Origin of the sequence: Brevundimonas sp. (assembly GCF_013912065.1) — a bacterium.
In the GTDB taxonomy this organism is placed as follows: Bacteria; Pseudomonadota; Alphaproteobacteria; order Caulobacterales; family Caulobacteraceae; genus Brevundimonas.
Genome location: NZ_JACESA010000001.1, coordinates 225308 through 247568 on the forward strand (window position 1 = coordinate 225308; position 22261 = coordinate 247568).

19 protein-coding genes are annotated in these 22261 nt (G+C 65.4%); 13 read left to right on the top strand and 6 right to left on the bottom strand.

What is annotated here, in order from left to right; all coding sequences use genetic code 11:
- Positions 1–58: 58 nt before the first annotated feature.
- Both H2037_RS01095 and H2037_RS01100 read left to right on the top strand, forming a co-directional pair.
- A complete protein-coding gene (locus tag H2037_RS01095; protein ID WP_292116542.1) occupies positions 59–1036 on the top strand; it encodes an SPFH domain-containing protein in 978 nt (325 codons plus the stop codon).
- 15 nt (positions 1037–1051) lie between these two features.
- The gene (locus H2037_RS01100; RefSeq protein WP_292116545.1) at positions 1052–1510 is read left to right on the top strand and encodes an NfeD family protein; all 459 of its coding nucleotides are present in this window, start codon (positions 1052–1054) and stop codon (positions 1508–1510) included.
- Positions 1511–1525: 15 nt separating this feature from the next.
- Here H2037_RS01100 and rnhA read toward each other — a convergent pair whose 3' ends face one another.
- On the bottom strand, positions 1526–1978 hold the full coding sequence (rnhA, locus tag H2037_RS01105) for a ribonuclease HI (protein ID WP_292116547.1): 453 nt from the start codon (positions 1976–1978) through the stop codon (positions 1526–1528).
- A 110-nt stretch (positions 1979–2088) separates the two neighbouring features.
- Between rnhA and H2037_RS01110 the strand changes: the two genes are divergently transcribed.
- The 3 genes from H2037_RS01110 to tatC are packed head-to-tail and all read left to right on the top strand — an operon-like array spanning position 2089 to position 3769.
- Positions 2089–2307 (top strand): twin-arginine translocase TatA/TatE family subunit, encoded by a 219-nt coding sequence (locus tag H2037_RS01110; RefSeq protein WP_035308509.1) that lies wholly within the window; start codon positions 2089–2091, stop codon positions 2305–2307.
- A 23-nt stretch (positions 2308–2330) separates the two neighbouring features.
- Positions 2331–2879: a Sec-independent protein translocase protein TatB gene (gene tatB / locus H2037_RS01115; protein WP_292116549.1), complete on the top strand. Its 549-nt coding sequence runs from the start codon at positions 2331–2333 to the stop codon at positions 2877–2879.
- On the top strand, positions 2876–3769 hold the full coding sequence (gene tatC, locus H2037_RS01120) for a twin-arginine translocase subunit TatC (protein WP_292116552.1): 894 nt from the start codon (positions 2876–2878) through the stop codon (positions 3767–3769). The genes tatB and tatC overlap by 4 nt, the downstream gene beginning before the upstream one ends.
- A gap of 15 nt (positions 3770–3784) precedes the next feature.
- Here tatC and H2037_RS01125 read toward each other — a convergent pair whose 3' ends face one another.
- The 3 genes from H2037_RS01125 to H2037_RS01135 all read right to left on the bottom strand — a co-directional run bounded on the left by H2037_RS01125 (position 3785) and on the right by H2037_RS01135 (position 6639).
- Positions 3785–4639, bottom strand: coding sequence for a DUF6065 family protein (locus H2037_RS01125; RefSeq protein ID WP_292116554.1), 855 nt, complete (start codon positions 4637–4639; stop codon positions 3785–3787).
- Positions 4640–4805: 166 nt separating this feature from the next.
- Positions 4806–6212: a type I glutamate--ammonia ligase gene (gene glnA / locus H2037_RS01130; protein ID WP_292116556.1), complete on the bottom strand. Its 1407-nt coding sequence runs from the start codon at positions 6210–6212 to the stop codon at positions 4806–4808.
- An 88-nt stretch (positions 6213–6300) separates the two neighbouring features.
- Positions 6301–6639: a P-II family nitrogen regulator gene (locus tag H2037_RS01135; RefSeq protein WP_008261682.1), complete on the bottom strand. Its 339-nt coding sequence runs from the start codon at positions 6637–6639 to the stop codon at positions 6301–6303.
- A 114-nt stretch (positions 6640–6753) separates the two neighbouring features.
- Between H2037_RS01135 and H2037_RS01140 the strand changes: the two genes are divergently transcribed.
- Positions 6754–7590, top strand: a complete 837-nt coding sequence (locus tag H2037_RS01140) for an NAD(P)H-hydrate dehydratase (RefSeq protein WP_292116560.1) — start codon at positions 6754–6756, stop codon at positions 7588–7590.
- Positions 7591–7601: 11 nt separating this feature from the next.
- On the opposite strand, the gene H2037_RS01145 is transcribed toward H2037_RS01140, so the two are convergent.
- Entirely contained in the window at positions 7602–8264 is a 663-nt protein-coding gene (locus tag H2037_RS01145; protein WP_292116563.1) for a TetR/AcrR family transcriptional regulator, read from the bottom strand.
- Positions 8265–8471: 207 nt separating this feature from the next.
- Between H2037_RS01145 and H2037_RS01150 the strand changes: the two genes are divergently transcribed.
- The 4 genes from H2037_RS01150 (at position 8472) to H2037_RS01165 (ending at position 17112) form a co-directional block, all read left to right on the top strand.
- On the top strand, positions 8472–10754 hold the full coding sequence (locus H2037_RS01150) for a TonB-dependent receptor (protein WP_292116566.1): 2283 nt from the start codon (positions 8472–8474) through the stop codon (positions 10752–10754).
- Positions 10755–10757: 3 nt separating this feature from the next.
- The gene (locus tag H2037_RS01155; protein WP_292116569.1) at positions 10758–11663 is read left to right on the top strand and encodes an alpha/beta hydrolase; all 906 of its coding nucleotides are present in this window, start codon (positions 10758–10760) and stop codon (positions 11661–11663) included.
- 305 nt (positions 11664–11968) lie between these two features.
- Positions 11969–13639 (top strand): MFS transporter, encoded by a 1671-nt coding sequence (locus H2037_RS01160; protein WP_292116572.1) that lies wholly within the window; start codon positions 11969–11971, stop codon positions 13637–13639.
- A gap of 92 nt (positions 13640–13731) precedes the next feature.
- Entirely contained in the window at positions 13732–17112 is a 3381-nt protein-coding gene (locus H2037_RS01165; RefSeq protein ID WP_292116574.1) for a PAS-domain containing protein, read from the top strand.
- 43 nt (positions 17113–17155) lie between these two features.
- On the opposite strand, the gene H2037_RS01170 is transcribed toward H2037_RS01165, so the two are convergent.
- Positions 17156–17776, bottom strand: a complete 621-nt coding sequence (locus tag H2037_RS01170; protein ID WP_292116577.1) for a response regulator transcription factor — start codon at positions 17774–17776, stop codon at positions 17156–17158.
- A 160-nt stretch (positions 17777–17936) separates the two neighbouring features.
- Between H2037_RS01170 and H2037_RS01175 the strand changes: the two genes are divergently transcribed.
- The 3 genes from H2037_RS01175 (at position 17937) to H2037_RS01185 (ending at position 22256) form a co-directional block, all read left to right on the top strand.
- On the top strand, positions 17937–19289 hold the full coding sequence (locus H2037_RS01175; RefSeq protein ID WP_292116580.1) for a DcaP family trimeric outer membrane transporter: 1353 nt from the start codon (positions 17937–17939) through the stop codon (positions 19287–19289).
- 2 nt (positions 19290–19291) lie between these two features.
- Positions 19292–21244, top strand: coding sequence for an acetate--CoA ligase (gene acs, locus H2037_RS01180; RefSeq protein ID WP_292116966.1), 1953 nt, complete (start codon positions 19292–19294; stop codon positions 21242–21244).
- 103 nt (positions 21245–21347) lie between these two features.
- Positions 21348–22256, top strand: a complete 909-nt coding sequence (locus H2037_RS01185; RefSeq protein WP_292116583.1) for an SDR family NAD(P)-dependent oxidoreductase — start codon at positions 21348–21350, stop codon at positions 22254–22256.
- Positions 22257–22261: the final 5 nt, after the last annotated feature.

Here is a 22261-nt window from a genome sequence, read left to right on the forward strand (position 1 = left end):
GGTTTCTATGGCGCCGCTCGCGTCAGGCGCGTAACCTCGTCGGATACGGAGGATACGAATGGACGTTCTCACCATCTTCGCCGGCGTACTGTTGCTGCTGGCCATTGCGCTCTTGTTCAGTGTCATCAAGATCGTGCCGCAAGGCCGTGAGTTCACGGTCGAACGCTTCGGAAAATACACCAAGACCCTGAGCCCAGGCATCGGTTTCTTGACTCCGTTTGTCGAAAGGATCGGCAAGCGGATGAACATGATGGAACAGGTTCTTGATGTTCCAACACAGGAGGTCATCACCAAGGACAACGCCATGGTCCGGGTGGACGGCATCGTCTTCATCCAGGTGATGGACGCCGCCCGCGCCGCCTATCGCGTCGATGATCTGCCCTACGCCATCTCGCAGCTCTGCATGACCAATCTGCGCACCGTGGTCGGCTCGATGGAGCTGGACGAGGTGCTGAGCCAGCGCGACAGCATCAACACCCGCCTGCTGCACGTCATCGACGCGGCGACCGAGCCCTGGGGCGTCAAGGTCAACCGGATCGAGATCAAAGACCTGACCCCGCCGACCGACGTGACCAACGCCATGGCCCGTCAGATGAAGGCCGAGCGCGAGCGTCGCGCGGTGGTCACAGAGGCCGACGGCGAGAAACAGGCCGCCATCACCCGCGCCGAGGGCGCCAAACAGGCCGCCATCCTGGAGTCCGAGGGCCGCAAGGAAGCCGCCTTCCGTGACGCCGAGGCGCGCGAACGGGAGGCCGAGGCCGAGGCCCGGGCGACCGCCATGGTGTCCGAAGCCATCGCCCGCGGCGACGTCAACGCCATCAACTATTTCGTGGCGCAGAAATACGTCGAGGCCTTCGCAGAACTGGCCCGCAGCCCGCAACAACGGACCGTCATCGTGCCCGCTGAAATGGGCGCCCTGGTCGGCACCATCGCCGGCATCGGCGAGATGGTCGGACTGGCCAAGAACCAGCAGCAGGAGACGGCGCCGAGCCGTCCGGTCGCGCCGCGTCGGCCGTCCGTTCCGCCCACCGCCTGACCGGGAGATCGCTTCATGAGCTTCGTCGCCGATCTCTACGCCGCGCAGCCGTTCTGGATCTGGCTGGCTGTCGGGGTTCTCCTGCTGGCGGTCGAGTCGATGTTCTCGACCGAGTGGCTGTTGTGGCCGGCTGTCTCGGCCGGGCTGGTGGCGGTCATGACCGCCGTCGGCGTCCGGCTGGGCCTGCCGGGCGAGGTCGCGGTCTTCGCCGTGCTGACGGTGATCGCCACCATCATGTCGCGGCGGCTGATCCAGAAGGCCAATTCAGGTGGTGTCGACATCAATGATCGCAACGGCCGACTGATCGACCAGCGCGCCCGCGTGGTGGAGGCTTTCATCGACGGTCGCGGCCGAGTGTTCGTCTCCGGCTCCGAATGGCCGGCGGTGATCGAAGGCGACGCCCCTCCGGTGGGGCAGGACGTGATCGTGTATGGGGTCGACGGTTCGCTGTTGACGGTGCGGGCGCCGGTCTGAAGGAGGTCGCCGCGCCTAGAGCGCCCTGAGATCCGCCACGCCCCGATTGGCCAGTTGGTCGGCGCGTTCGTTCAGTTCGTGTCCCGCATGCCCCTTCACCCAGCGCCATTTGACGTCATGGCGCTCGCGGGCGGCGTCCAGCCGGCGCCAAAGATCGGCGTTCTTGACCGGCTTCTTGTCGGCTGTCAGCCAGCCGCGCGCCTTCCAGCCGCGCATCCATTCGGTGATGCCCTGCATGACATATTTGCTGTCGGTGTGCAGCTCGACCTTGCAGGGTCGTTTCAGCGCCTCCAGGGCCATGATGGCGGCCATCAGCTCCATGCGGTTGTTGGTGGTGTTCGGCTCGCCGCCCCATAATTCCTTCTCGTGGCCGCCGCCGGCCTGGAGGACGGCGCCCCAGCCGCCGGGACCCGGATTGCCCTTGCAGGCGCCGTCGGTGTGAATGATGACGTGATCGGAGAGACTCATGGTCGCGCACACCTACAGCCTCCCTTGGCGCGGGGCCATGACTGCGCCTATATGCGGGTCGAAGATTAGTGAACGGGACCGGTCATCGGTCCTCGCGAGGAGATTACGCCATGGGCTCCATGAGCATCTGGCATTGGGCCATCGTCATCGTCGTCGTCGCCGTCCTGTTCGGCGGTCGCGGCAAGCTGTCGGGCATCATGGGCGACGCCGCCAAGGGCATCCGCGCCTTCAAGGACGGCCTGAAGGATGACGACAAGAAGGACGGCCCGCACGACGGCGTCAGCTCGCTGCCGCGCACCGAGGCGGAAAAGGAAGAGCTGAAGCGCTAGTCGTCGTCTGTAAGGGCTGACGCATGGGCGGGCTCGGCCCCGGTATCGGGGGTTTCGAATTAGTGGTGATCGGTCTGGTGGCCCTGCTTGTGGTGGGGCCCAAGGACCTGCCTATGCTCATGCGCCGCGTCGGCCAGATGGTCGCCAAGGCGCGCAGCATGGCCAACGAGTTTCGCTCCAGCTTCGACGAGATGGCGCGGCAGTCCGAGTTGGACGACCTGCGCAAGGAGGTCGAGGCGTTGCGGACGGGGCAGGGGCCCATGTATCCTCTGGGCGCCGAGGCCGATGCCGCCTTCAAAGACATCAACGCCGGCCTGAACGCGCCTGCGACGCAGGCGGCTCTGCCCGCGCCCGATGCGCCGGTCATGACGCCCGCCACGGACGAATGGCCGGATACGCCGGCCGCCCCATCCGCGCCGGCCGCCAAGCCTAAACCTCGCTCGCCCAAAACGGCCGCCAAGGCCGCCGCCCTGCCGTCCGCCAAGACCAAGACGACGGCCAAGGCTCCGGCCACCGCCTCGAAGACGCCGGCCAAGCCCCGGACCCCGCGCAAGAAGGCCGCCGAGCTTTGACTTTCTCCGATCGTGACGAGGCCGAGATCGAGGCGTCGCGCGCGCCGCTGATGGATCACCTGATCGAGTTGCGTGGGCGGCTGCTGATCTGCGTCATCGCCTTCGGTCTGGGCTTCATCCTGTGTTTCGCGTTCGCCAACCAGATCCAGATCGCCCTGATCAAACCCTATCAGGCGGCTGCGGCCATCCATGCGGCGGCCCTGGCCTCGGGCTCCCACGCCAATCCTCTGGATCTGATCGCGACCATGACGGGGCTGCGCCCCTATCCTCCGGGCAGCGCGGCCGTGGTGCAACTGATCGCCACCGCGCCGTTGGAACAGTTGTTCACCAAGATGAAGATCGCGGCCTTCGGCGCGGCGGTCCTGACCTTCCCGGTCATCGCCTGGCAGCTGTACCGGTTCGTCGCGCCGGGCCTGTATCGTAACGAGCGCGGCGCCTTCCTGCCCTTCCTGATCGCCGCGCCGGTGATGTTCTGCCTCGGCGGGGCTCTGGTCTATTACGTCATGCTGCCCTTCGTCATGCTGTTCTCGTTGGGACAGCAGGTGGTCAGCGATGGCATTTCGGTGGCCCAGACGACGAAGATTTCCGACTATCTCAACCTGGTGACCTCGCTGCTGCTGGCCTTCGGTCTGTGTTTCCAGTTGCCGGTCGTGACCACCCTGCTGGGCCTGGCCGGACTGATCAGTTCCACGGTCATGGCTGCGGGTCGTCGTTACGCCATAGTCGCCGTCGTCGTCGTCGCCGCCGTGGTCACGCCTCCGGATCCGATCAGCCAGCTGATGCTGGCCGTGCCACTGGTGATTCTCTACGAGATTTCGATCTGGTGCGTGCGGCTGATCGAACTGCGCCGCAAGAAGGCCGACGATGTCGATGGACCGACTTCAGCCTGAGCCCACCGGCTGGGCTTAACCGCGTTTGTCGCCATCGTCGTGCTTAACGGGACAGACCCGTCGTGAGCCGGTCTGCCGGAAGGGCGACAGCCTGAGCTTGGACTCGTGGTCGGCTGGGCCGGGATGTCCCTCGGGGTGCAGTCCCCGATAATAGAGCTTCTGCCATTGATCGGCCGGCGCCGTGGGCTTGGTCTTCTTGACCCAATCCTGGAAGGCCAGCCGTGCGGCTCGCCACGCGTCGAACGTCTTCAGCAGCTCCGGCTGATCCTCCATCGGCCGCAGTTCCGGCTTCAGCCGGTCGAGCACGCCGCGAGGGGTGGGGAAGAAAAAGCAGAACGGCTCGTTTTCCTCGAACCGGATCCATACGTCGGGTCGGGTGAAGCGCCAGTTCATGGTGAAGGTATAGGGCGACCAATCGGTCTCGATCACCCCGCCCATCGGAGCGATTCCGTCCTTCATCGCGTTGGGAGGGCCGCCGACCCACAGGTTCCAGCCCTCCGAGGTGCGCATGATGCCGTCGACATGGAAGGTCAGGGTTCCGCTGCCGAACAGGGAGACCGGCCCACGCTTGGGGTCGACGCCCGGATCGAGCACGATCTCGACGGAACTCGCATCGACGCCCCCGTGCCATCGCGCCTTGAAACCGCAGGGGCTCAGCATTTCCCAGCCATGACTGTTGGCGATGGCGAGCGGCAGGCAGCGATAGGCGAAGCTCTCGGGGGTGGCGGTCATCCAGTCGCGCTTGGGCGAGGCCGGCGCGACGCGCGGCGCCCAACCCTCGCGTACATAGCAGAGGAGCTCGGTTTCGGCCGCACGGACCGGGGCGCCCTTGGGTCGCGCTGGAACCGACCCCTTTAACCGCTTCACCATCTCAAGCCCCGTATGCCGCCGACGCGGCCTTATGGCATGGGCGGCGGCGGCTTGTAAAAAGGCGATCGTTCAGGTGCGGGCGGCTCGTCTCGGAAATCCCGGCGACAAAAAAAGCCCCGGATGGCGGACCATCCGGGGCTCTTCCGAGATCAGTCTGCCGGATCGATCAGCAGCTGTAATACATGTCGAACTCGACCGGGTGCGGGTGCAGTTGCAGACGCATCACTTCTTCCATCTTCAGATCGATATAGCTGTCGATGAAATCGTCATCCATTACGCCGCCCTTCTTGAGGAAGGCGCGGTCCTTGTCGAGGTTCTCGAGGGCTTCCTTCAGTGAGCCGCAGACCTCGGGGATCGAGCCGCGCTCTTCCGGCGGCAGATCGTAGAGGTTCTTGTCGGCGGGCGCGCCCGGATCGATACGATTCTCGATCCCGTCCAGGCCGGCCATCAGCAGGGCGACGAAGGTCAGATAGGGGTTGCCCATCGGGTCGGGGAAGCGGGCTTCCAGACGCTTGGCCTTCGGCGACGAGACGTGTGGGATGCGGATCGAGGCCGAGCGGTTGCGGGCCGAATAGGCCAGCTTAACCGGGGCTTCATAGCCGGGGACCAGACGCTTGTAGCTGTTGGTGGTCGAGTTGGCGAAGGCGTTGATCGCCTTGGCGTGCTTGATGATGCCGCCGATGTACCACAGGCATTCCTGCGACAGGCCGGCGTATTTGTCGCCGGCGAACAGGGGCTTGCCGTCCTTCCAGATCGACTGGTGTACGTGCATGCCCGAGCCGTTGTCGGCGAACATTGGCTTTGCCATGAAGGTCGCGGTCTTGCCATAGGCGGCCGCGACATTGTGGATCACGTACTTATAGAGTTGCAGCCGGTCGGCCATGGTCAGCAGGTCCGAGAATTTCAGACCCAGTTCGTGCTGGGCCGGCGCCACCTCGTGGTGGTGCTTCTCGGGCTGGAGGCCCAGGTCGCGCATCACGCCCAGCATTTCGCCGCGCAGATCCTGACCGGAATCGACCGGGTTGACCGGGAAATAGCCGCCCTTGGCGCCAGGGCGGTGGCCCATGTTGCCCTCGGTGTATTCGGCGCCGGTGTTGGCCGGCAGCTCGGTCGAGTCATACGAGTAGGAGGTGTTATGCGGCTGGGTCGACCAGCGCACGTCGTCGAAGATGAAGAACTCGGCTTCCGGGCCGAAATAGACCACGTCGCCCACGCCCGAGGACTGGACATAGGCCAGGGCCTTCTTGGCCATCGAGCGGCTGTCGCGGTTATAGGGTTCGCCGGTATCGGGGTTCAGCACGTCGCAGAACAGGAACATCGTCGTCTGCTGGTAGAACGGATCGATATAGGCCGTGGTCAGGTCCGGCTTCAGCAGCATGTCGGACTCGTTGATGGCCTTCCAGCCGGCGATCGACGAGCCGTCGAACATCGTGCCTTCGTTCAGGAAATCCTCATCGACCAGGTCGATGTCGAAGGTGACGTGCTGCAGCTTGCCACGGGTGTCGGTGAAGCGAACGTCGACGTATTTGACGTCCTTCTCCTTGATCTCCTTGAGGATCTTGCTGGCGCTCATTCTCGGAAGTCCTGTTTCTTGGTCGTTGGGGAGGAACCGATGGATCAACGCATGGACGCGCCGGCCGTCGGAGGAGGGGTACGCGAACTCAGACGGCCTGGGCCCCGGTCTCGCCGGTGCGGATACGGATCACTTCGGCGACATCGGACACGAATATCTTGCCGTCGCCGATCTTGCCGGTGCGGGCCGAGGTCTGAATGGCCTCGACGACCGCAGGGGCGAGGTCGTCGGCGACGACCACCTCGATCTTGATCTTGGGCAGGAAGTCGATGACGTATTCGGCGCCGCGATACAGTTCGGAATGGCCCTTCTGGCGACCATATCCCTTGGCCTCCAGCACGGTCATGCCTTGCACGCCGACATCCTGGAGCGCCTCTTTGACGTCATCCAGCTTGAAAGGCTTGATGATGGCTTCAATCTTCTTCATGGCGACCCCTGAGCGGCGCGCGGAATGCAGCGGCGCTCGGGCGGGAATGGGACACATCAAGGCCGCTCAAAGCAAGCGGTTTTCGCAGAAAAGTCACGTATATTCGGAGCCCGGATGATAGAAACCAATGACCCGGCGATCTGGCGCAATTTTCTTCCGTGGCCGGGCGCAGAAACGCACAAGCATGCGCGGGGGCGTCTTGGCGTCGTGTCCGGCCGGGCCCACCAAACCGGGGCCGCGCGGCTGGCGGCGCGCGCCGGGCTGAGACTGGGGGCAGGGGTGGTGCGTATTCTCTGCCCGCCCGACGCCGTCGCCGTCATCGCTCCGGCGATCGAAGCGATCATGCTGACGCCCTTCGCCTCGCCCGACGCCCTGGGCCGCGAGGTCGAGGAAATGGACGCCGTCGTGATCGGCCCCGCCGCAGGTGTGGACGAATCCACCGTCGCCAATATCCAAGCCCTAGCGCTGAGCGGCGCGGCCCTGGTGATCGACGCCGACGGCCTGTCGGTGTTCAAGGGGCGCAGCGGCGAACTGTTCGCCGCCCTGGACCGCGACGACGTCCTGACACCTCACGAAGGCGAGTTCGAACGGCTGTTTCCAGGATTGCTGAAGAGGGGCAGGCCCGCCGCAGCGCTGGAGGCCGCCCGCCGCGCCCAGGCCGTTGTGGTCCTGAAAGGCCCCGAGACCGTGATCGCCGCCCCGGACGGCCGCGGCCGGATCAATCCCAACGGCTCGCCCTGGCTGGCCACAGCCGGAACCGGCGATGTCCTGGCCGGCGTGATCGGCGGCCTGCTGGCTCAGCGGATGGACAGCTTCGACGCCGCCTGCGCCGCCGTCTGGATCCATGCCGACACGGCCGACCGCTTCGGCCCAGGCCTGATCGCGGAGGATCTGAGCGACAGGTTTCCGGAAACGCTCAGACTTCTTCGAGGAAGCTCAGACCAAGCGTGAGCCCCGCTCTGTCAGCGCCTGCCGCGCGACAGGCCATCGGCGAAAACGGCGATCATCTCTCTGCAGGCGGACTCCAGATCGTCCGAGCGGCACAACCCTTCGGAGAGCGCGTCGATGCGTCCAGTCCTGGCCCAGGTCAGGGTGATCGCGCCCGACAGCATATGGTAGAACCAGAAGATCTCGGCCTCGGTGCGATCCGGGGCGGCCCGGCCGATCATCGATAGGAACTCGCGGACCGCCGGATCGAAAGGCGACGTCTCGAACCCAGGGATGATCGCTGCGGGCGTGCTGTTCACGTGCGCGATGATCGAGAGATAGTCTTTGAAACTGTTCCCGCCCGCCATCACATAGGCGAATGTCGGTTCGAGATAGGCGCGAAGAACGCCCTCCACCGTGATCCTCTCGCCGGCGTCGTCGGAATACCGCTTCAACGATTCAAGCCGGATCCGATTGACGGATTCGGCGCGTCGTTCGATCACGGCGCGGAAAAGCCCTTCTTTATTCTCGAAATAATAGTGCATCAGGCTGGCGTCGAACTCGCCGGCCTGAGCGATCTGCTTTGTGCTGACCCCGTTGAACCCACCCTGGGCGAACAACCGCTCCGCCGCATCGAGGATCTTTTCACGGGATTCCTCGCGCCGTTTGATGTTGGTCCGCTTCGCGTTCGTCGCCATGCTTCCATCCTTTCAGTCGACCCGGTCCATACTCCCGCTCCGGAGCCCCTCCTAGCTTCCGCAATATAAATTTATTGATCAGTTAGTAAATTTCTTGACGGCGAGCGTGTCCGCTGACAGCTTGCCGGATCACGAGCGGACAACACGCTCGAGGAGGAAATCGCGATGTCAGGGGAGGGGACGACTATGTCGGCTTATCGATCAAATTTGGGTTTCTGGCTGGCCCTGGGAGCATCGGGCGTCGCGCTCGCCGCAGCCATGCCTGCCGCCGCGCAGGACACCGCCGGCGTCACGGGCGAAGCGACGCAGGTCGGGGAAATCGTGGTTACGGCCCGGCGGCGGGACGAGGCGCTGAAGGATGTGCCGATCGCAGTGACCGTGCAGACGGGCGAGCAACTGGAAGAACGCGGCGCTCCCGATATCACCGCCCTCCAGCGGGTCACGCCGAACCTCACGCTGCAGGTTTCGCGCGGCACCAATTCCACTTTGACGGCCTTCATCCGTGGCATCGGGCAACAGGACCCGTTGTGGGGATTTGAACCGGGCGTCGGGCTCTATATCGACGACGTCTATATCGCCCGTCCGCAGGGCGCGGTGCTCGACGTCTTCGATGTCGAACGCATCGAGGTCCTGCGCGGCCCTCAAGGTACGCTCTATGGGCGCAACACCATCGGTGGCGCTATCAAATATGTGACCCGTGGTCTCGATTTCGACGCGCCGCAGTTCAGGGTTCGCGCCGCTGTCGGTACGGACAATCAGCGCGACCTTATTCTCAGCGGGTCCGTTCCGCTTGCGGAGGGCCTGGCCATAGGCGGCGCGGTCGCGACCTACGACAGGGATGGTTTCGGCCGGAACCGTTTCACGGGCGCCTATACCTATAACAAGGACGTCGTTTCAGGCCGGCTCACCGTGGAAGCTCGTCCCTCTAGCCGTATTCTGTTCCGTCTGAGCGGCGACTACACGGAGGACAACTCCAACGCCAACCATGGCCATCGGCTTCGGCCCGTGCCGGCCCCGTTGCAGCCCCTGGTCACGCCGGCGGCCTGCAATCTGGTGCTGGACAGCGTCTACGACACCTGCGCCGGCCTGGGGGACGACAACAAGGTCACCACCAAAGGCGTGTCTCTGCTGGCCCAATGGGATCTGAGCGACACCATCACCCTGAAGTCCATCACCGCGTATCGTGATGGCGAGACTACCGGTCGAGGCATCGATTTCGACAATACGCCGGCGCCGATTCTCGACATCGCCAGCTCCGGCGCGGTCTACGCAGACGACCAGACCTCGCAAGAGTTCCAGCTACAGTATAACGGGCATCGCCTTCAGGGCGTGGCGGGCTTGTATTTCCTTGACGCCGTAGCCAGCGGCCAGTTCGACACCATCCTGCAGGCCGGGGGCATCACTCAGGGAACCTCGGGAAGCATGGACACCGAAAGTTTCGCCGCCTTCGGGGATTTTTCCTATGATCTTACCGAGCGACTGGCTGTCTCGGTCGGAGCGCGATGGACCCAGGATGAGCGCGACGCGGTCGTGTTCAAGGCGAACTACCTTGGTCTCGGAAGCCCGATCACCGGAAGAATGGTGGCGCCGTTCCAGACCCTGACCGATTATTCGGCCTCCGCCACCTTCGAGGAATTCACACCCCGCCTGAGCCTGACCTATTCTCTGAACGACGACCTGAACGTCTATGCGGCCTATGGGCGTGGGTTCAAATCCGGCGGGTTCGACATGCGGGGCGACGCGACGGCCACGCCCTCGACCCAGGACGGCTACGACCCCGAAATCGTCGATTCCTACGAGATCGGCCTCAAGGGTTCGCTTCTCGATCGGCGGCTCAGGCTGGCCACGGCCGTGTTCCACACCGACTATACCGGCCAGCAGATCACGACGCAGCAGGTCAATCCGGCCGGCACGGGCGTGGTCAGCTTCGTGGACAACGTCGGTTCCTCGACGATCCGGGGCTGGGAGTTCGAGGGCCAGGCCTTCCTGACCGACCGTCTGACGGCGAGCCTGTCGCTCGGCTACGTGGACGCCGAGTTCAACGAGTTCCTCGCCTATGTGCCCAATCCGGCCGCGCCGCCCGCCTTCGTCCTGGCGGACGTATCCGGTTCTCGTCAGTTCCAGAATACGCCTGAATGGACGGGCAATTTCAGCCTGACCTACGACCAGGCGCTGGGCGAGTACGGATCACTCAGGGCCATCGGCGGCGTCTCGTTCCGTTCCGAAGCCTCGATGTTCGAAACGCCGTTCCCGGAAGTCGATCAGCCGGCCTATGAACTGTACGACCTCAGCCTGATCTATACGCCGCCGGGCGATCGCTGGCGGGTGGGACTGCATGGTCGAAACCTGACGGACGAACGCTACCGGACCGGGGCCTATACATTCGCCTACACGCCTGCAGCGCCTTCCACCGTCGTCTTCGGCGACTCGGTCATAGGCTTCTACGGACCGCCCCGGACGATTTCGCTGTCGCTCGATGTCAGGTTCTGATCGATGAATGCCATTGTTTCCGGCCCGGCGGACCAGATCCGGGACATCACCTACCGGTCCGCCGACGGGCTGTTGCTGGCGGCGCGGGAGTTCGTCGGGCCACCGCACCCTGCCGGCGCCGTACTGTGTCTCCATGGGTTGACCCGAAACGGACGAGACTTCGACGAGACGGCGCGGCGCCTATCGGCCGAATGGCGGGTCATCGCACCTGATCAGCGCGGACGGGGCCGGTCCGAATACGATCCGACCCCGGCGAACTACAATCCGATGACCCAGACAGCCGACATGTGGACGCTGCTCGACACCCTGGGCGTGGACCGGGTGGTGATCATCGGAACATCCATGGGCGCGCTGATGGGCGTGCTGATGGCGAACCAGAATCCCGGGCGTATCGCCGGCCTGGTTCTGAACGACGCCGGACCCGAGGTGGATCCTAAGGGGTTGGCGCGGATCAAGGCCTATGTCGGAAACACGACCACATATCCTGACTGGGATACGGCCACGACCGCCTTGGCCGGCGTACACGGCCCGGCCTATCCCACCTACAGTCGGGAGGATTGGGAACGACTGGCGCGCGCGACCTTCGTGCCCGAGGGGGAGGGCCTGCGTCTCGACTATGATCCGGCGCTCAAGGCGGCCCTGGCCGCCGCATCGGCCCCGCCCGACATGTGGCCTCTCTTTGAACCCCTGAAGTCGATCCCCACTCTGGTGTTGCGCGGACAGCTATCCGACCTCCTGTCCGAGGCCACGGCGGATCAGATGGTGGCTCGACTGGGCGCGACGCTGATCACCGTTCCCGACAGGGGACATGCTCCCGACCTTTCCGAGCCCTCGGTGACCCCCGCGCTTGATGCCTTCCTGGCTCAGCCCCAGCTACGCCAGAGGCTGGGAGACACCGACAAGACCTAGGGCAGGGGCGACATGCGTCGGCCATCGTCGCGTGTCGTCATAGCCTTGGGTGTCGTCGATCCCCACGGTGACGACATTGAGCCAACGACTGGGACGCCACCCAATATCTCATCGCGCTCACTAATCGCCTCCACGCCACATTCTCGACTATGCATTTATTTCGCATAATATATCTTAGGCGATAAATATCAGTATCGACCAAAGTCGTCCTCACGCTTTCCGCACGGCGGCGCCACTCTGTCTCGATGAGCGCCCTTGTGGTGTGAAGAACGGTCGGAAAGACCAAGAGCTGGGAGGCTAACGTAATGACGGACAGCGCCATGGGTGCGTCGGGCGATGATGGGCGGGTCGTCGGCAAGGACGACAAGCTGGTGATCCTGGCCTCGTCGGTCGGGACCGTGATCGAATGGTACGACTTCTATCTGTACGGATCGCTCGCCGCGATCATCACCGTGCAGTTCTTCTCGGGCGTCAATGAGACGACCGGCTATATCTTCGCCCTGATGGCCTTCGCCGCCGGCTTCGCGGTGCGGCCCTTCGGCGCCATCGTGTTCGGCCGCTTGGGCGACCTTTGGGGTCGCAAGAACACCTTCCTGGTCACCATGCTGCTGATGGGGCTTTCGACCTTCGTCGTCGGCCTGTTGCCCTCCTATGCGACAATCGGCATCGCAGCGCCGATCATTCTGGTGCTGATGCGCCTGCTTCAGGGGCTGGCCCTGGGCGGCGAATATGGCGGCGCGGCGACCTATGTCGCCGAGCATGCGCCGCACGGCAAACGCGGCTTCTACACCTCCTTCATCCAGATCACCGCCACCGCCGGCCTGATGATCAGCCTGATCGTCATCCTGGGCGTGCGGACCCTGCTGGGCGAGGAAGCCTTCAACAGCTGGGGCTGGCGGATTCCCTTCCTGGTGTCGATCCTGATGCTGGGCGTCTCGCTGTGGATCCGTCTGAAACTGTCGGAAAGCCCTGCCTTCCAGCGGATGAAGGCCGAAGGCAAGGGATCCAAGACCCCGCTGAAGGACTCCTTCGGCAGGTGGCCGAACCTGAAGCTGGTGCTGCTGGCCCTGTTCGGCCTCGCCGCGGGTCAGGCCGTCGTCTGGTACACGGGTCAGTTCTACGCCATGTTCTTCCTCGAGCGAGTGCTGAAGGTCGAGCCGGCCCTGGCCCAGACCCTGACGGCCGTCGCCCTGCTGCTGGCCACGCCCTTCTTCGTCATCTGGGGGATCGTTTCGGACAAGATCGGGCGCAAGCCAGTGATCCTGGCTGGGTGCCTTATCGCCGCCCTGACCTATTTCCCGCTGTTCCATGCTCTGACGGGCGCGGCCAACCCGAGGCTGGCGGCGGCCGTGGCTTCTTCACCGGTGACGGTCTATGCCGACCCGGCCGACTGTTCGGTGCAGTTCGACCCGATCGGCAAGACCGTCTTCAACAAGAGCTGCGACCTGGCCAAATCCTACCTGGCCAAGGCCGGGGTCACCTATGACAATGTCGAGGCTCCGGCCGGAACAGTGGCCCAGGTGCGGATCGGCGACGAGACCGTGACCAGCTTCCGTGGCGATCAGATGCCCGCCGCCGACTTCGCCGCGGCCAAGAAGACCTGGGACGGCGCCCTGGGCGAGCGGCTGGTGGGGGCCGGCTATCCGGCCAAGGCCGACAGCGCCCTGGTCAACAAACCGCTCGTGGTCGGAATCCTGTTCCTGCTCGTCTTCTATGTGACCATGGTCTACGGCCCGATCGCCGCAGCCCTGGTCGAGATGTTCCCGACCAATATCCGCTACACCTCAATGTCGCTGCCCTATCATATCGGCAACGGCTGGTTCGGCGGCTTCCTGCCTACCACGGCCTTCGCCATGGTGGCGGCCAGCGGCAACATCTACCACGGCCTCTGGTACCCGATCGTCATCGCCCTCGCGACGGCTGTGATCGGCTTCCTGTTCGTCAAGGAAGGCAAGGACGTCGATATCCACGCCTGATCCTGCTTTCAGGCCGGATGAAGGGGGCGGGCCGTCTGCGGACGGTCCGCCCTTTCTCTTGTTAAACACCCCTGCCCGGCTCAGATAAGCCCATGTTCAGCCTGCTGATCCTCGGCCTAGTGGCCGGCTATATGGCGATCCTGTTCGCCGTCGCCTGGCAGCAGGAACGACCCGAGGCGCGCGCGAGGGGACGGGGGCTGGGGCCGTCGGTCTATGCCCTGTCGCTGGCCATCTACTGCACCTCCTGGACCTATTACGGCGCGGTCGGGACGGCTGCGCGGGACGGCTGGGAGTATCTGCCGATCTATATCGGGCCGATCATCGGCCTGACGGCGTTGTTTCCACTGTGGCGCCGGATCGCCGCCGCCGCCCGACGCGAAAACGTGGGGTCGATGGCGGACTTCGTCGCCTCGCGGTACGGCAAAAGCCAGACCCTGGGCGCAGCGGTGACGGTCGTCGCCATCATGGGCTCCCTGCCCTATATCGCGCTGCAGCTGAAGTCCCTGTCGATGGCCGGCGCTCTGCTGACGGCTGGAACGCCCGTCGCCGGGTCGGAGGGGCTGACGGTCCTGGCCCTGGCCGGGGTTCTGGCCGGATTCGCCATCCTTTTCGGCGCCCGTCGTCCGGATCTGACCGAGCATAATCGCGGCCTGATCCAGGCCATTGGGCTGGAGTCCCTGGTCAAGCTGGGCGCCCTGCTGCTGGTGGCTGTCTTCGCTCTGGTCATCCTGCTGCATGACGGGTCGCCGTCCCGGATCGTCGAAGGGATGGGCGCCCTCGCCTCGCCGCCCGAAATGACGCCCCGGTTCACCGCCATCACCCTGATTTCGACCCTGGCCATCTTCTGCCTGCCACGCCAATTTCACGTGGCCTTCGTCGAGGGCGCCGAACCAAACCATGTGAAGCGGGCGCGCTGGATTTTTCCGCTCTATCTGGTCCTGACCAGCCTGGCGGTCCTGCCGCTGGTGGCGGCGGGCGCCCTGTTCGCCCCGGCGGCGAACCCGGACCTGCTGGTATTGGCGCTGCCGTTCGGGCGCGGCGAATCCCTGCTGACCGCCATCGTCTTCGTCGGCGGCTTCTCCGCCGCGACCGCCATGGTCATCGTCGAGGCCGTGGCCCTGTCCGCCATGGTGTCCAACAGCCTGATCCTGCCCTTTCTGGCGCGCGACCGCTGGCGCACGCGCGGCGACGCCTCGGACATGGCCGGTATCATTCTTCAGGTGCGACGGGGCGCCATCGTCGCCGTCCTGTTGATGGCCTGGGTCTATTATCAGGCGACCGACCAGTCGCGGGGATTGGCGGCCATGGGACTGGTCTCCTTCGCCGCCATGGCCCAACTGGCGCCCGCCCTGTTCGGCGCCGTGCTCTGGCGCGGCGGCCACGCCCATGGCGCCCTGGCGGGAATGACGGTCGGGATCGGGGTCTGGATCATCATGCTGGCCCTGCCCCAGTTGGCGCCCGACGCGCCATGGCATCCGCATGCGATGTTGGGGGTGAAGGACCCGTTGCCCCTGGGTGTTTTCGTCAGTCTGGGGCTTAATCTCGCCGCCTATGTCGGCGTGTCGCGCTTCACCCAGCCGCGGCTGATCGACAGGGTCCAGGCCCGCGCCTTCGTCGATCGCCTGGGCCCCGACTGGCTGGACACCAAGCCGACGCCCTCCGGCGCTTCCGTCGGCGACCTGCGCGCCCTGGCGGCCCGGTTCATCGGCGACGAACGCGTCGAGCGGGCCTTCAACGCCTGGGCGAAAGAGACCGACACCCGGCTGAAAGACACCGATCCGGCCGACGCCGCCCTGGCGCGGGCGGCGGAACGCATGCTGGCCGGCGCCATCGGCGCTGCATCGGCTCGTCGGGTCATCGCGGCCGCCCTGGCCGGCGGCGGACGAGCGCCGGAGGATGTCGTGCGGATGCTCGACGAGGCGTCCCAGGTGGTGCAGTTCAATCGCGAGCTGCTGCAGACCACCCTCGACAATATCGATCAGGGTGTGATCGTGGTGGACGAAGATTTGCGCGTAACAGCCTGGAATCGCCGCTATGTATCGATGTTTGATCTGCCCGTCAGCTTCGTCCATGTCGGTCTGCCGATCGCCAACATCTATCGACTGAACGCCGAACGGGGCGAAAGCCCCGACGATATCGAGGCTTGGGTCGAGCGCCGTCTGGAGGCCCTCAGCCGTCGCATCCCCCACGATCACGAACGGCTCCAGCCGGACGGCCGGGTGCTGCGATCATCCGGCGCCCCCATCCCCGGCGGCGGCTATGCGACAAGCTACACCGACATCACCGCCCTGCGCCGGGCCGCGCGTCAGTTGGAAGAAGCGAACGAAAGACTGGAGGCGCGGGTCGCAGACCGCACGGCGCGTCTGGAAGAAGCCCGGCGGGTGGCGGAGGACGCCACGGCCTCCAAGACCCGCTTCCTCGCCGCCGCCAGCCACGACCTGTTGCAACCGTTGCACGCCGCCCGGCTGTTCATCGCCGCCCTGAAGGAAGAGCCGGCCGTTTCCGGTCCGGGTGCCGAGCCGACCAGCCGTATCCTGGCCGTCAACGCCGACCGCGCCATCGACAGCGCACACCGGCTGCTGACCGCCCTGCTGAATCTGTCCAAGCTGGAAGCCGGAGGGGTCAAGGCGGCCGTGACCCGCCTGTCGCTCGACGGATTGTTCGACGAACTGAGACGGGAATATGCGCCGGTCGCCAAGGCCAAGGGACTTGAGCTGACCCTTGTTCCAAGCGGGCTCTGGGTCTCGTCCGACCGAGATCTGCTGCGGTCCATGCTGCAGAACCTGATCGCCAACGCGATCCGGTACACGGATTCCGGTCGGGTGCTGGTCGGAGCGCGGCGGCAGGGGGATACGGCGCGGCTGCTGGTATGCGACACCGGACGTGGCATCCCCGACGCGGATCAGGACATGGTCTTCGGCGAATTCGTCCGCCTTCCCGGCGCTCCGGTCGACGAGCCCGGCGCCGGCCTGGGTCTGGCCATCGTGCGGCGCCTGTCCAGTTTGCTGGACCACCCGCTCGAGCTGAACTCTCGCGTCGGGCGCGGCACGATCTTTCGTATCACCGTGCCGCGCAGCCGGCCCGTCGAGGCGGTCGAGAGCGCGCCGATACACGACGTCCGCCTGCCTCTCGCCGGACTGCGTATCCTCTGCGTGGACAATGAGCCGGTCATTCTGGACGCGCTCGACGCCCTGCTGACCCGCTGGGGCGCGCGCCCGACGCTGGTGTCCGGCGTCGAGGCCGCCATGGCCGCGTCCGGACCGTTCGATGCGGCCGTGATCGACCTTCATCTCGGCGACGGGCCGGACGGGTTCGCCGTCATCGACTGGCTGCGACCCAGGGGCGTGCGCCGTATCGCCCTTGTCACCGCCGATACGCGGGACGGTCTCAACGACCAGGCGACTGCGGCTGGAGCGGTGCTGCTGCCCAAACCGATCAAGCCTGCGGCGTTGAAAGCCTTCCTGTCAGGTTAGCCATACAAACCGTCTCCTCCCCGCTTCGCGGGGAGGAGACGGGTCAGTTCACCGGATCCATCTGTTTCGCCAGGATCACCGCCTGGGTCCGGTTATGGACCCCGAGTTTGCGGAAGACGCTGGTCAGATGCGCCTTGATGGTGGCCTCGGACACGCCCAGGTCGAAGGCGATCTGCTTGTTCAGCCGACCAGCCTTGAGCCCTTCGAGGATGCGCAGTTGCGACGGCGTCAGACTGGCCACCCGAGCCGGCAGATCGTCGTCTTCGACGTCCGGGATCTCCGGCGCCCAGCCGTCGCCCGCCAGGATGGCGGTTATGGCCTCCACCATCTGCGGCAGGGCGGTCGACTTGGGAATGAATCCGGCAGCGCCCAGGCCCAGGGCGTGGCGCACGACCGACGGCTCCTCGCTTGCCGACACGACGGCGACGGGCACGGCCGGATGTTCGGCGCGAATGGCGGCGAGCCCCGCCATGCCCTCGCTGTCCGAGAGTTTGAGGTCCAACAGCAGCAGATCGACCGGCGCTCCCGCCTGAACAAGAGCGGCGCGCGCCTCGGCCAGGCTGGCGCATTCCTCGACCTCGGAGCCCGGCGCCGACCTGTCGACGGCGGACCTCAGCGCGGCGCGAAATAACGGGTGATCGTCAGCGAGGACGATACGATCCATGGGGCTTCCTTCCCTTGCGCGGCATGCTTTTCGGCCGCGTCTGCATCAGCATGGCGCGGTTCGACTTTGGTCGAAACTAGACCAATGGCTAATGGCCGCCTACCGGGCTAGAGGAAAAGGTTCAACAGGACGCCTGCACGAGACGGGCGCGGGAGGAACCATGATGATCAAATCCAGCCTGGTGGCAGGATGCGCGGCCGCGGCCATGCTTTTCGCCCCCGGCGCCGCCCTGGCCCAAGACGCCCAGGCCGCCCTCGAAGCCAGAATCGCCCAGCTTGAAGCCGAGCTGAACGCGCTCAAATCCGAAGTCGTCGCCGCCCGCACCCAGCAGGCGGCGCAGCAACAGGACATCATCAGACTGGAGACGCGCCCCGCCGCTCCCGTCCAGCAGGCCGCGGCGCCCGCCGCACCCAGCGACGGCTTCCGCATGGGCGACCTCACGGTGAAGTTCGGCGGCTTCGTCAAGGTCGACGCCTCCGCCTCGAACTACTCCGACGGCGATCCCGTCAACGGCGACGCCCTGCGCGAATTCCATATCCCCGGCTCCATCCCGATCGGCGGCGCCGACGAGGACACGGCGACCGACTTCAATGCCCGCCAGACCCGGTTCTGGCTGACGACGGACGGCCTGATCAGCGGCCACAAGGTCTCGTCGCGACTGGAAATGGACTTCCAGACCCTGCCCGGAACGGCGGACCAGCGCACCACCAGCCCGGCCAATCCGGCCTTGCGCCGCGCCTTCGTCACCATCGACAACTGGCTGATCGGCCAGGAGTGGACCAACTTCCAGAACACCGCAGTCCTGCCCGAATCCGCCGACTTCATCGGCGCGGCCGAGGGCACGGTCTTCGCTCGTCAGGTCCAGGTTCGTTATACGCGCGGCCCATTCTCGCTCTCGGTCGAAAACCCCGAAACCACGGTCACGCCCTTCAACGGCGGTGCGCGGATCATCGCCGATGACAGCAGCCTGCCCGACTTCACCGCCCGCTACGCCGTGACTAAGCCCTGGGGCGACGTGCAGTTCGCCGGCCTGCTGCGTCAGCTGAAGTATCAAAACCCGGCGACCGACATCGATTCCACCACCACCGGCTGGGGCCTGTCCGCATCGACCAAGATCAAGGTCGGGTCGAAGGACGATATCCGCCTGATGGTGACCGGGGGCGAAGGAATCGGCCGCTATGTCGGGCTGAACTTCTCCAACGACGCCGTGCTGGACGCCTCGGGTGAACTGGATGCGATCGGCGTAGTCGCCGGCTTCGCCGCCTACCGGCATGTCTGGTCGCCCGGCTGGCGGTCCAGCCTGATCTGGTCAGCCCAGAACGTCGACAACGACACATCCATCACGGGTCTGGCGGTCAACCGCTCGGCCCAGAGCATCCACGCCAACTTGATCTGGTCGCCCGTTAAGGCGTTTGATGTGGGCGCTGAGCTGATGTTTGCCGATCGCGAAATCGAGTCCGGCGCGAGCGGCGACATGACCCGACTGATCCTGTTCGCCAAATACGGATTCTGATGATGCTGGAGACGTCTCGCGTGCCCGATTCCGATATCTACCCCGTCCCTGCAGACTTCGCCGCCAAGGCCCATATGGACCGGCGAGCCTATGAGACGGCACGGATCGCGGCGCGCGAGACGCCCGACGCCTTCTGGTCCGAACAGGCCAAACGCCTCGACTGGATCAAGGCCCCGACCCGGATCAAGGACGTCTCCTTCAGGAAGGAAGATTTCCGCATCCGCTGGTTCGAGGACGGCGTCCTGAACGTCGCCGCCAACTGTATCGACCGCCACCTGCCGCATCGGAAGGACGAGACGGCGATCATCTGGGAAGGCGACGATCCGGCGGACAGTCAGCATATCACCTACGGCCGGCTGCATGATGAAGTCTGCCGCATGGCCAATGTGCTGAAAGCCCACGGCGCCAAAAAAGGTGATCGGATCACCATCTATATGCCGATGATCCCCGAGGCGGCCTACGCCATGCTGGCCTGCGCCCGCATCGGGGCGGTCCATTCGGTCGTCTTCGGCGGCTTCTCGCCCGACAGCCTGTGCGGCCGGATCGAGGACTGCGGCTCCACTCTGGTCATCACCGCCGACGAGGGCGTGCGCGGCGGCAAGGTCGTGCCGCTGAAGGCGAATGTCGATGCGGCCCTGGAGAAGGTGAAGGTCGACACCGTCCTGGTCATCCGCCGCACCGGCGCCGAGGTGCCGATGGTGGAGGGCCGCGACGTGGACTACGCCGCCGAGGCCGCCAAGGCCTCCACTGACTGTCCGCCCGAGCCGATGAATGCGGAAGATCCATTGTTTATCCTCTACACTTCAGGTTCCACAGGAAAACCGAAGGGCGTGCTGCACACCACGGGCGGCTATCTGTTCTGGGCCGCCTGGACGCACGAGCTGACGTTCGACTATCGCCCCGGCGAGGTCTTCTGGTGCACCGCCGACGTGGGCTGGGTCACGGGCCATTCCTATCTGGTCTATGGACCTCTGGCGAACGCCGCCACCACCCTGATGTTCGAGGGCGTGCCCAACTATCCCGACGCCAGCCGGTTCTGGCAGGTGGTGGACAAGCACAAGGTCGAGGTCTTCTACACCGCGCCCACGGCACTGCGCGCCCTGATGCGCGAAGGCGACGGCCCGGTGAAGGCCACGTCGCGGAAATCCCTTCGCCTGCTCGGCACGGTCGGTGAGCCGATCAATCCCGAGGCCTGGCGCTGGTATCACGAGGTGATCGGCGACGGCCGCTGCCCCATCGTCGACACCTGGTGGCAGACCGAGACGGGCGGCCATCTGATCACCCCCCTGCCCGGCGCCACTGACCTGAAGCCCGGTTCGGCCACCCTGCCCCTGCCCGGCGTGGAGCTTCAGATCGTCGATGCTGAAGGCAATGAACTGACCGGCGCCGTCTCCGGCAATCTGTGCATCACCGACAGCTGGCCGGGCCAGATGCGCACCGTCTATGGCGACGACCAACGTTTCTTCGAGACCTATTTCTCGACCTATCCCGGACGCTATTTCACCGGCGACGGCTGCCGTCGCGACGAGGACGGCTATTACTGGATCACCGGCCGGGTCGACGACGTCATCAATGTCTCAGGCCACCGGATGGGCACGGCCGAGATCGAGAGCGCCCTGGTGCTGCACGACGATGTCGCCGAGGCGGCCGTGGTCGGCTATCCCCACGACATCAAGGGCCAGGGCATCTACGCCTATGTCACCCTGAACAAGGGGGTCGAGGCGACCGAGGACCTGCGCAAGGCCTTGGGCGTCCATGTCCGGCGCGAGATCGGCCCCATCGCCGCCCCCGACGTGATCCAGTGGGCGCCGGGCCTGCCCAAGACCCGTTCGGGCAAGATCATGCGCCGCATCCTGCGCAAGATCGCCGAGAACGAGATCGGTTCGCTGGGCGACACCTCCACCCTGGCCGATCCGTCGGTCGTCGACGATCTGGTCAAGAACCGCGCAGGCTGAACGACCGGGCCTTCAGGCTTGTACGTCGATCAAAGCGAGGCCAAAACCCGTGCAAGACGCCGGCCGATGGTCGGGCGATAATTTCTTGGGCGGAGAAGACGAGATGACGATCAGGTTTGACGGCCAGGTGGCCATCGTGACTGGCGCGGGCGGCGGTCTGGGACGGGAACACGCCCTGGCCCTGGCGGCGCGCGGAGCCAAGGTGGTGGTCAACGACCTGGGCGGCGCGCGAGACGGTTCGGGCGGATCGGCCACCGCGGCCGAGGCCGTGGTCGCCGAGATCGAGGCCGCCGGGGGCGAGGCCATGGCCAACGCCGCCTCCGTCACCGACTTCGCCGCCGTCCAGGCCATGGTCGACGCCGCCATGGCCCGATGGGGCCGGGTCGACCTGCTGGTGAACAACGCCGGCGTCCTGCGCGACCGCACCTTCGCCAAGATGGAGCTGGAAGACTTCCGCTTCGTCCTCGACGTCCACCTGATGGGGGCGGTCCACTGCACCAAGGCGGTGTGGGAGATCATGCGGGCCCAGAACTACGGCCGGATCGTCATGACCACTTCTTCGTCCGGCCTGTACGGCAATTTTGGCCAATCGAACTATGGCGCCGCCAAGATGGCTCTGGTCGGCCTGATGCAGAGCCTGTCGATCGAGGGGGCCAAGAACGACATCCGCGTCAACTGCCTGGCGCCTACCGCCCACACCCGGATGACCGAGGACCTCGGCGCCGCCTTGCCGTTGGAGGCCCTGGGGCCGGAACTGGTGACGCCGGGCCTGCTGTACCTGCTGAGCCAGAACGCCCCCAGCCGCTGCATCCTCGCGGCCGGCGCCGGCGGGTTCGAGCGCGCCTATGTGACCTTGACCGAAGGCGTTCACATCACCGGCGCTGACGCCCCGGAACAGGTGGCCGCCCGGTTCGACGCCATCTCCGACCGCTCGAACGAGATCGTGCCGGAGATGGGCGCCGCACAGGGGATGATCGAATTGACCAAGGCCCAGAAAGCCCACGCCTCCTGAACGAA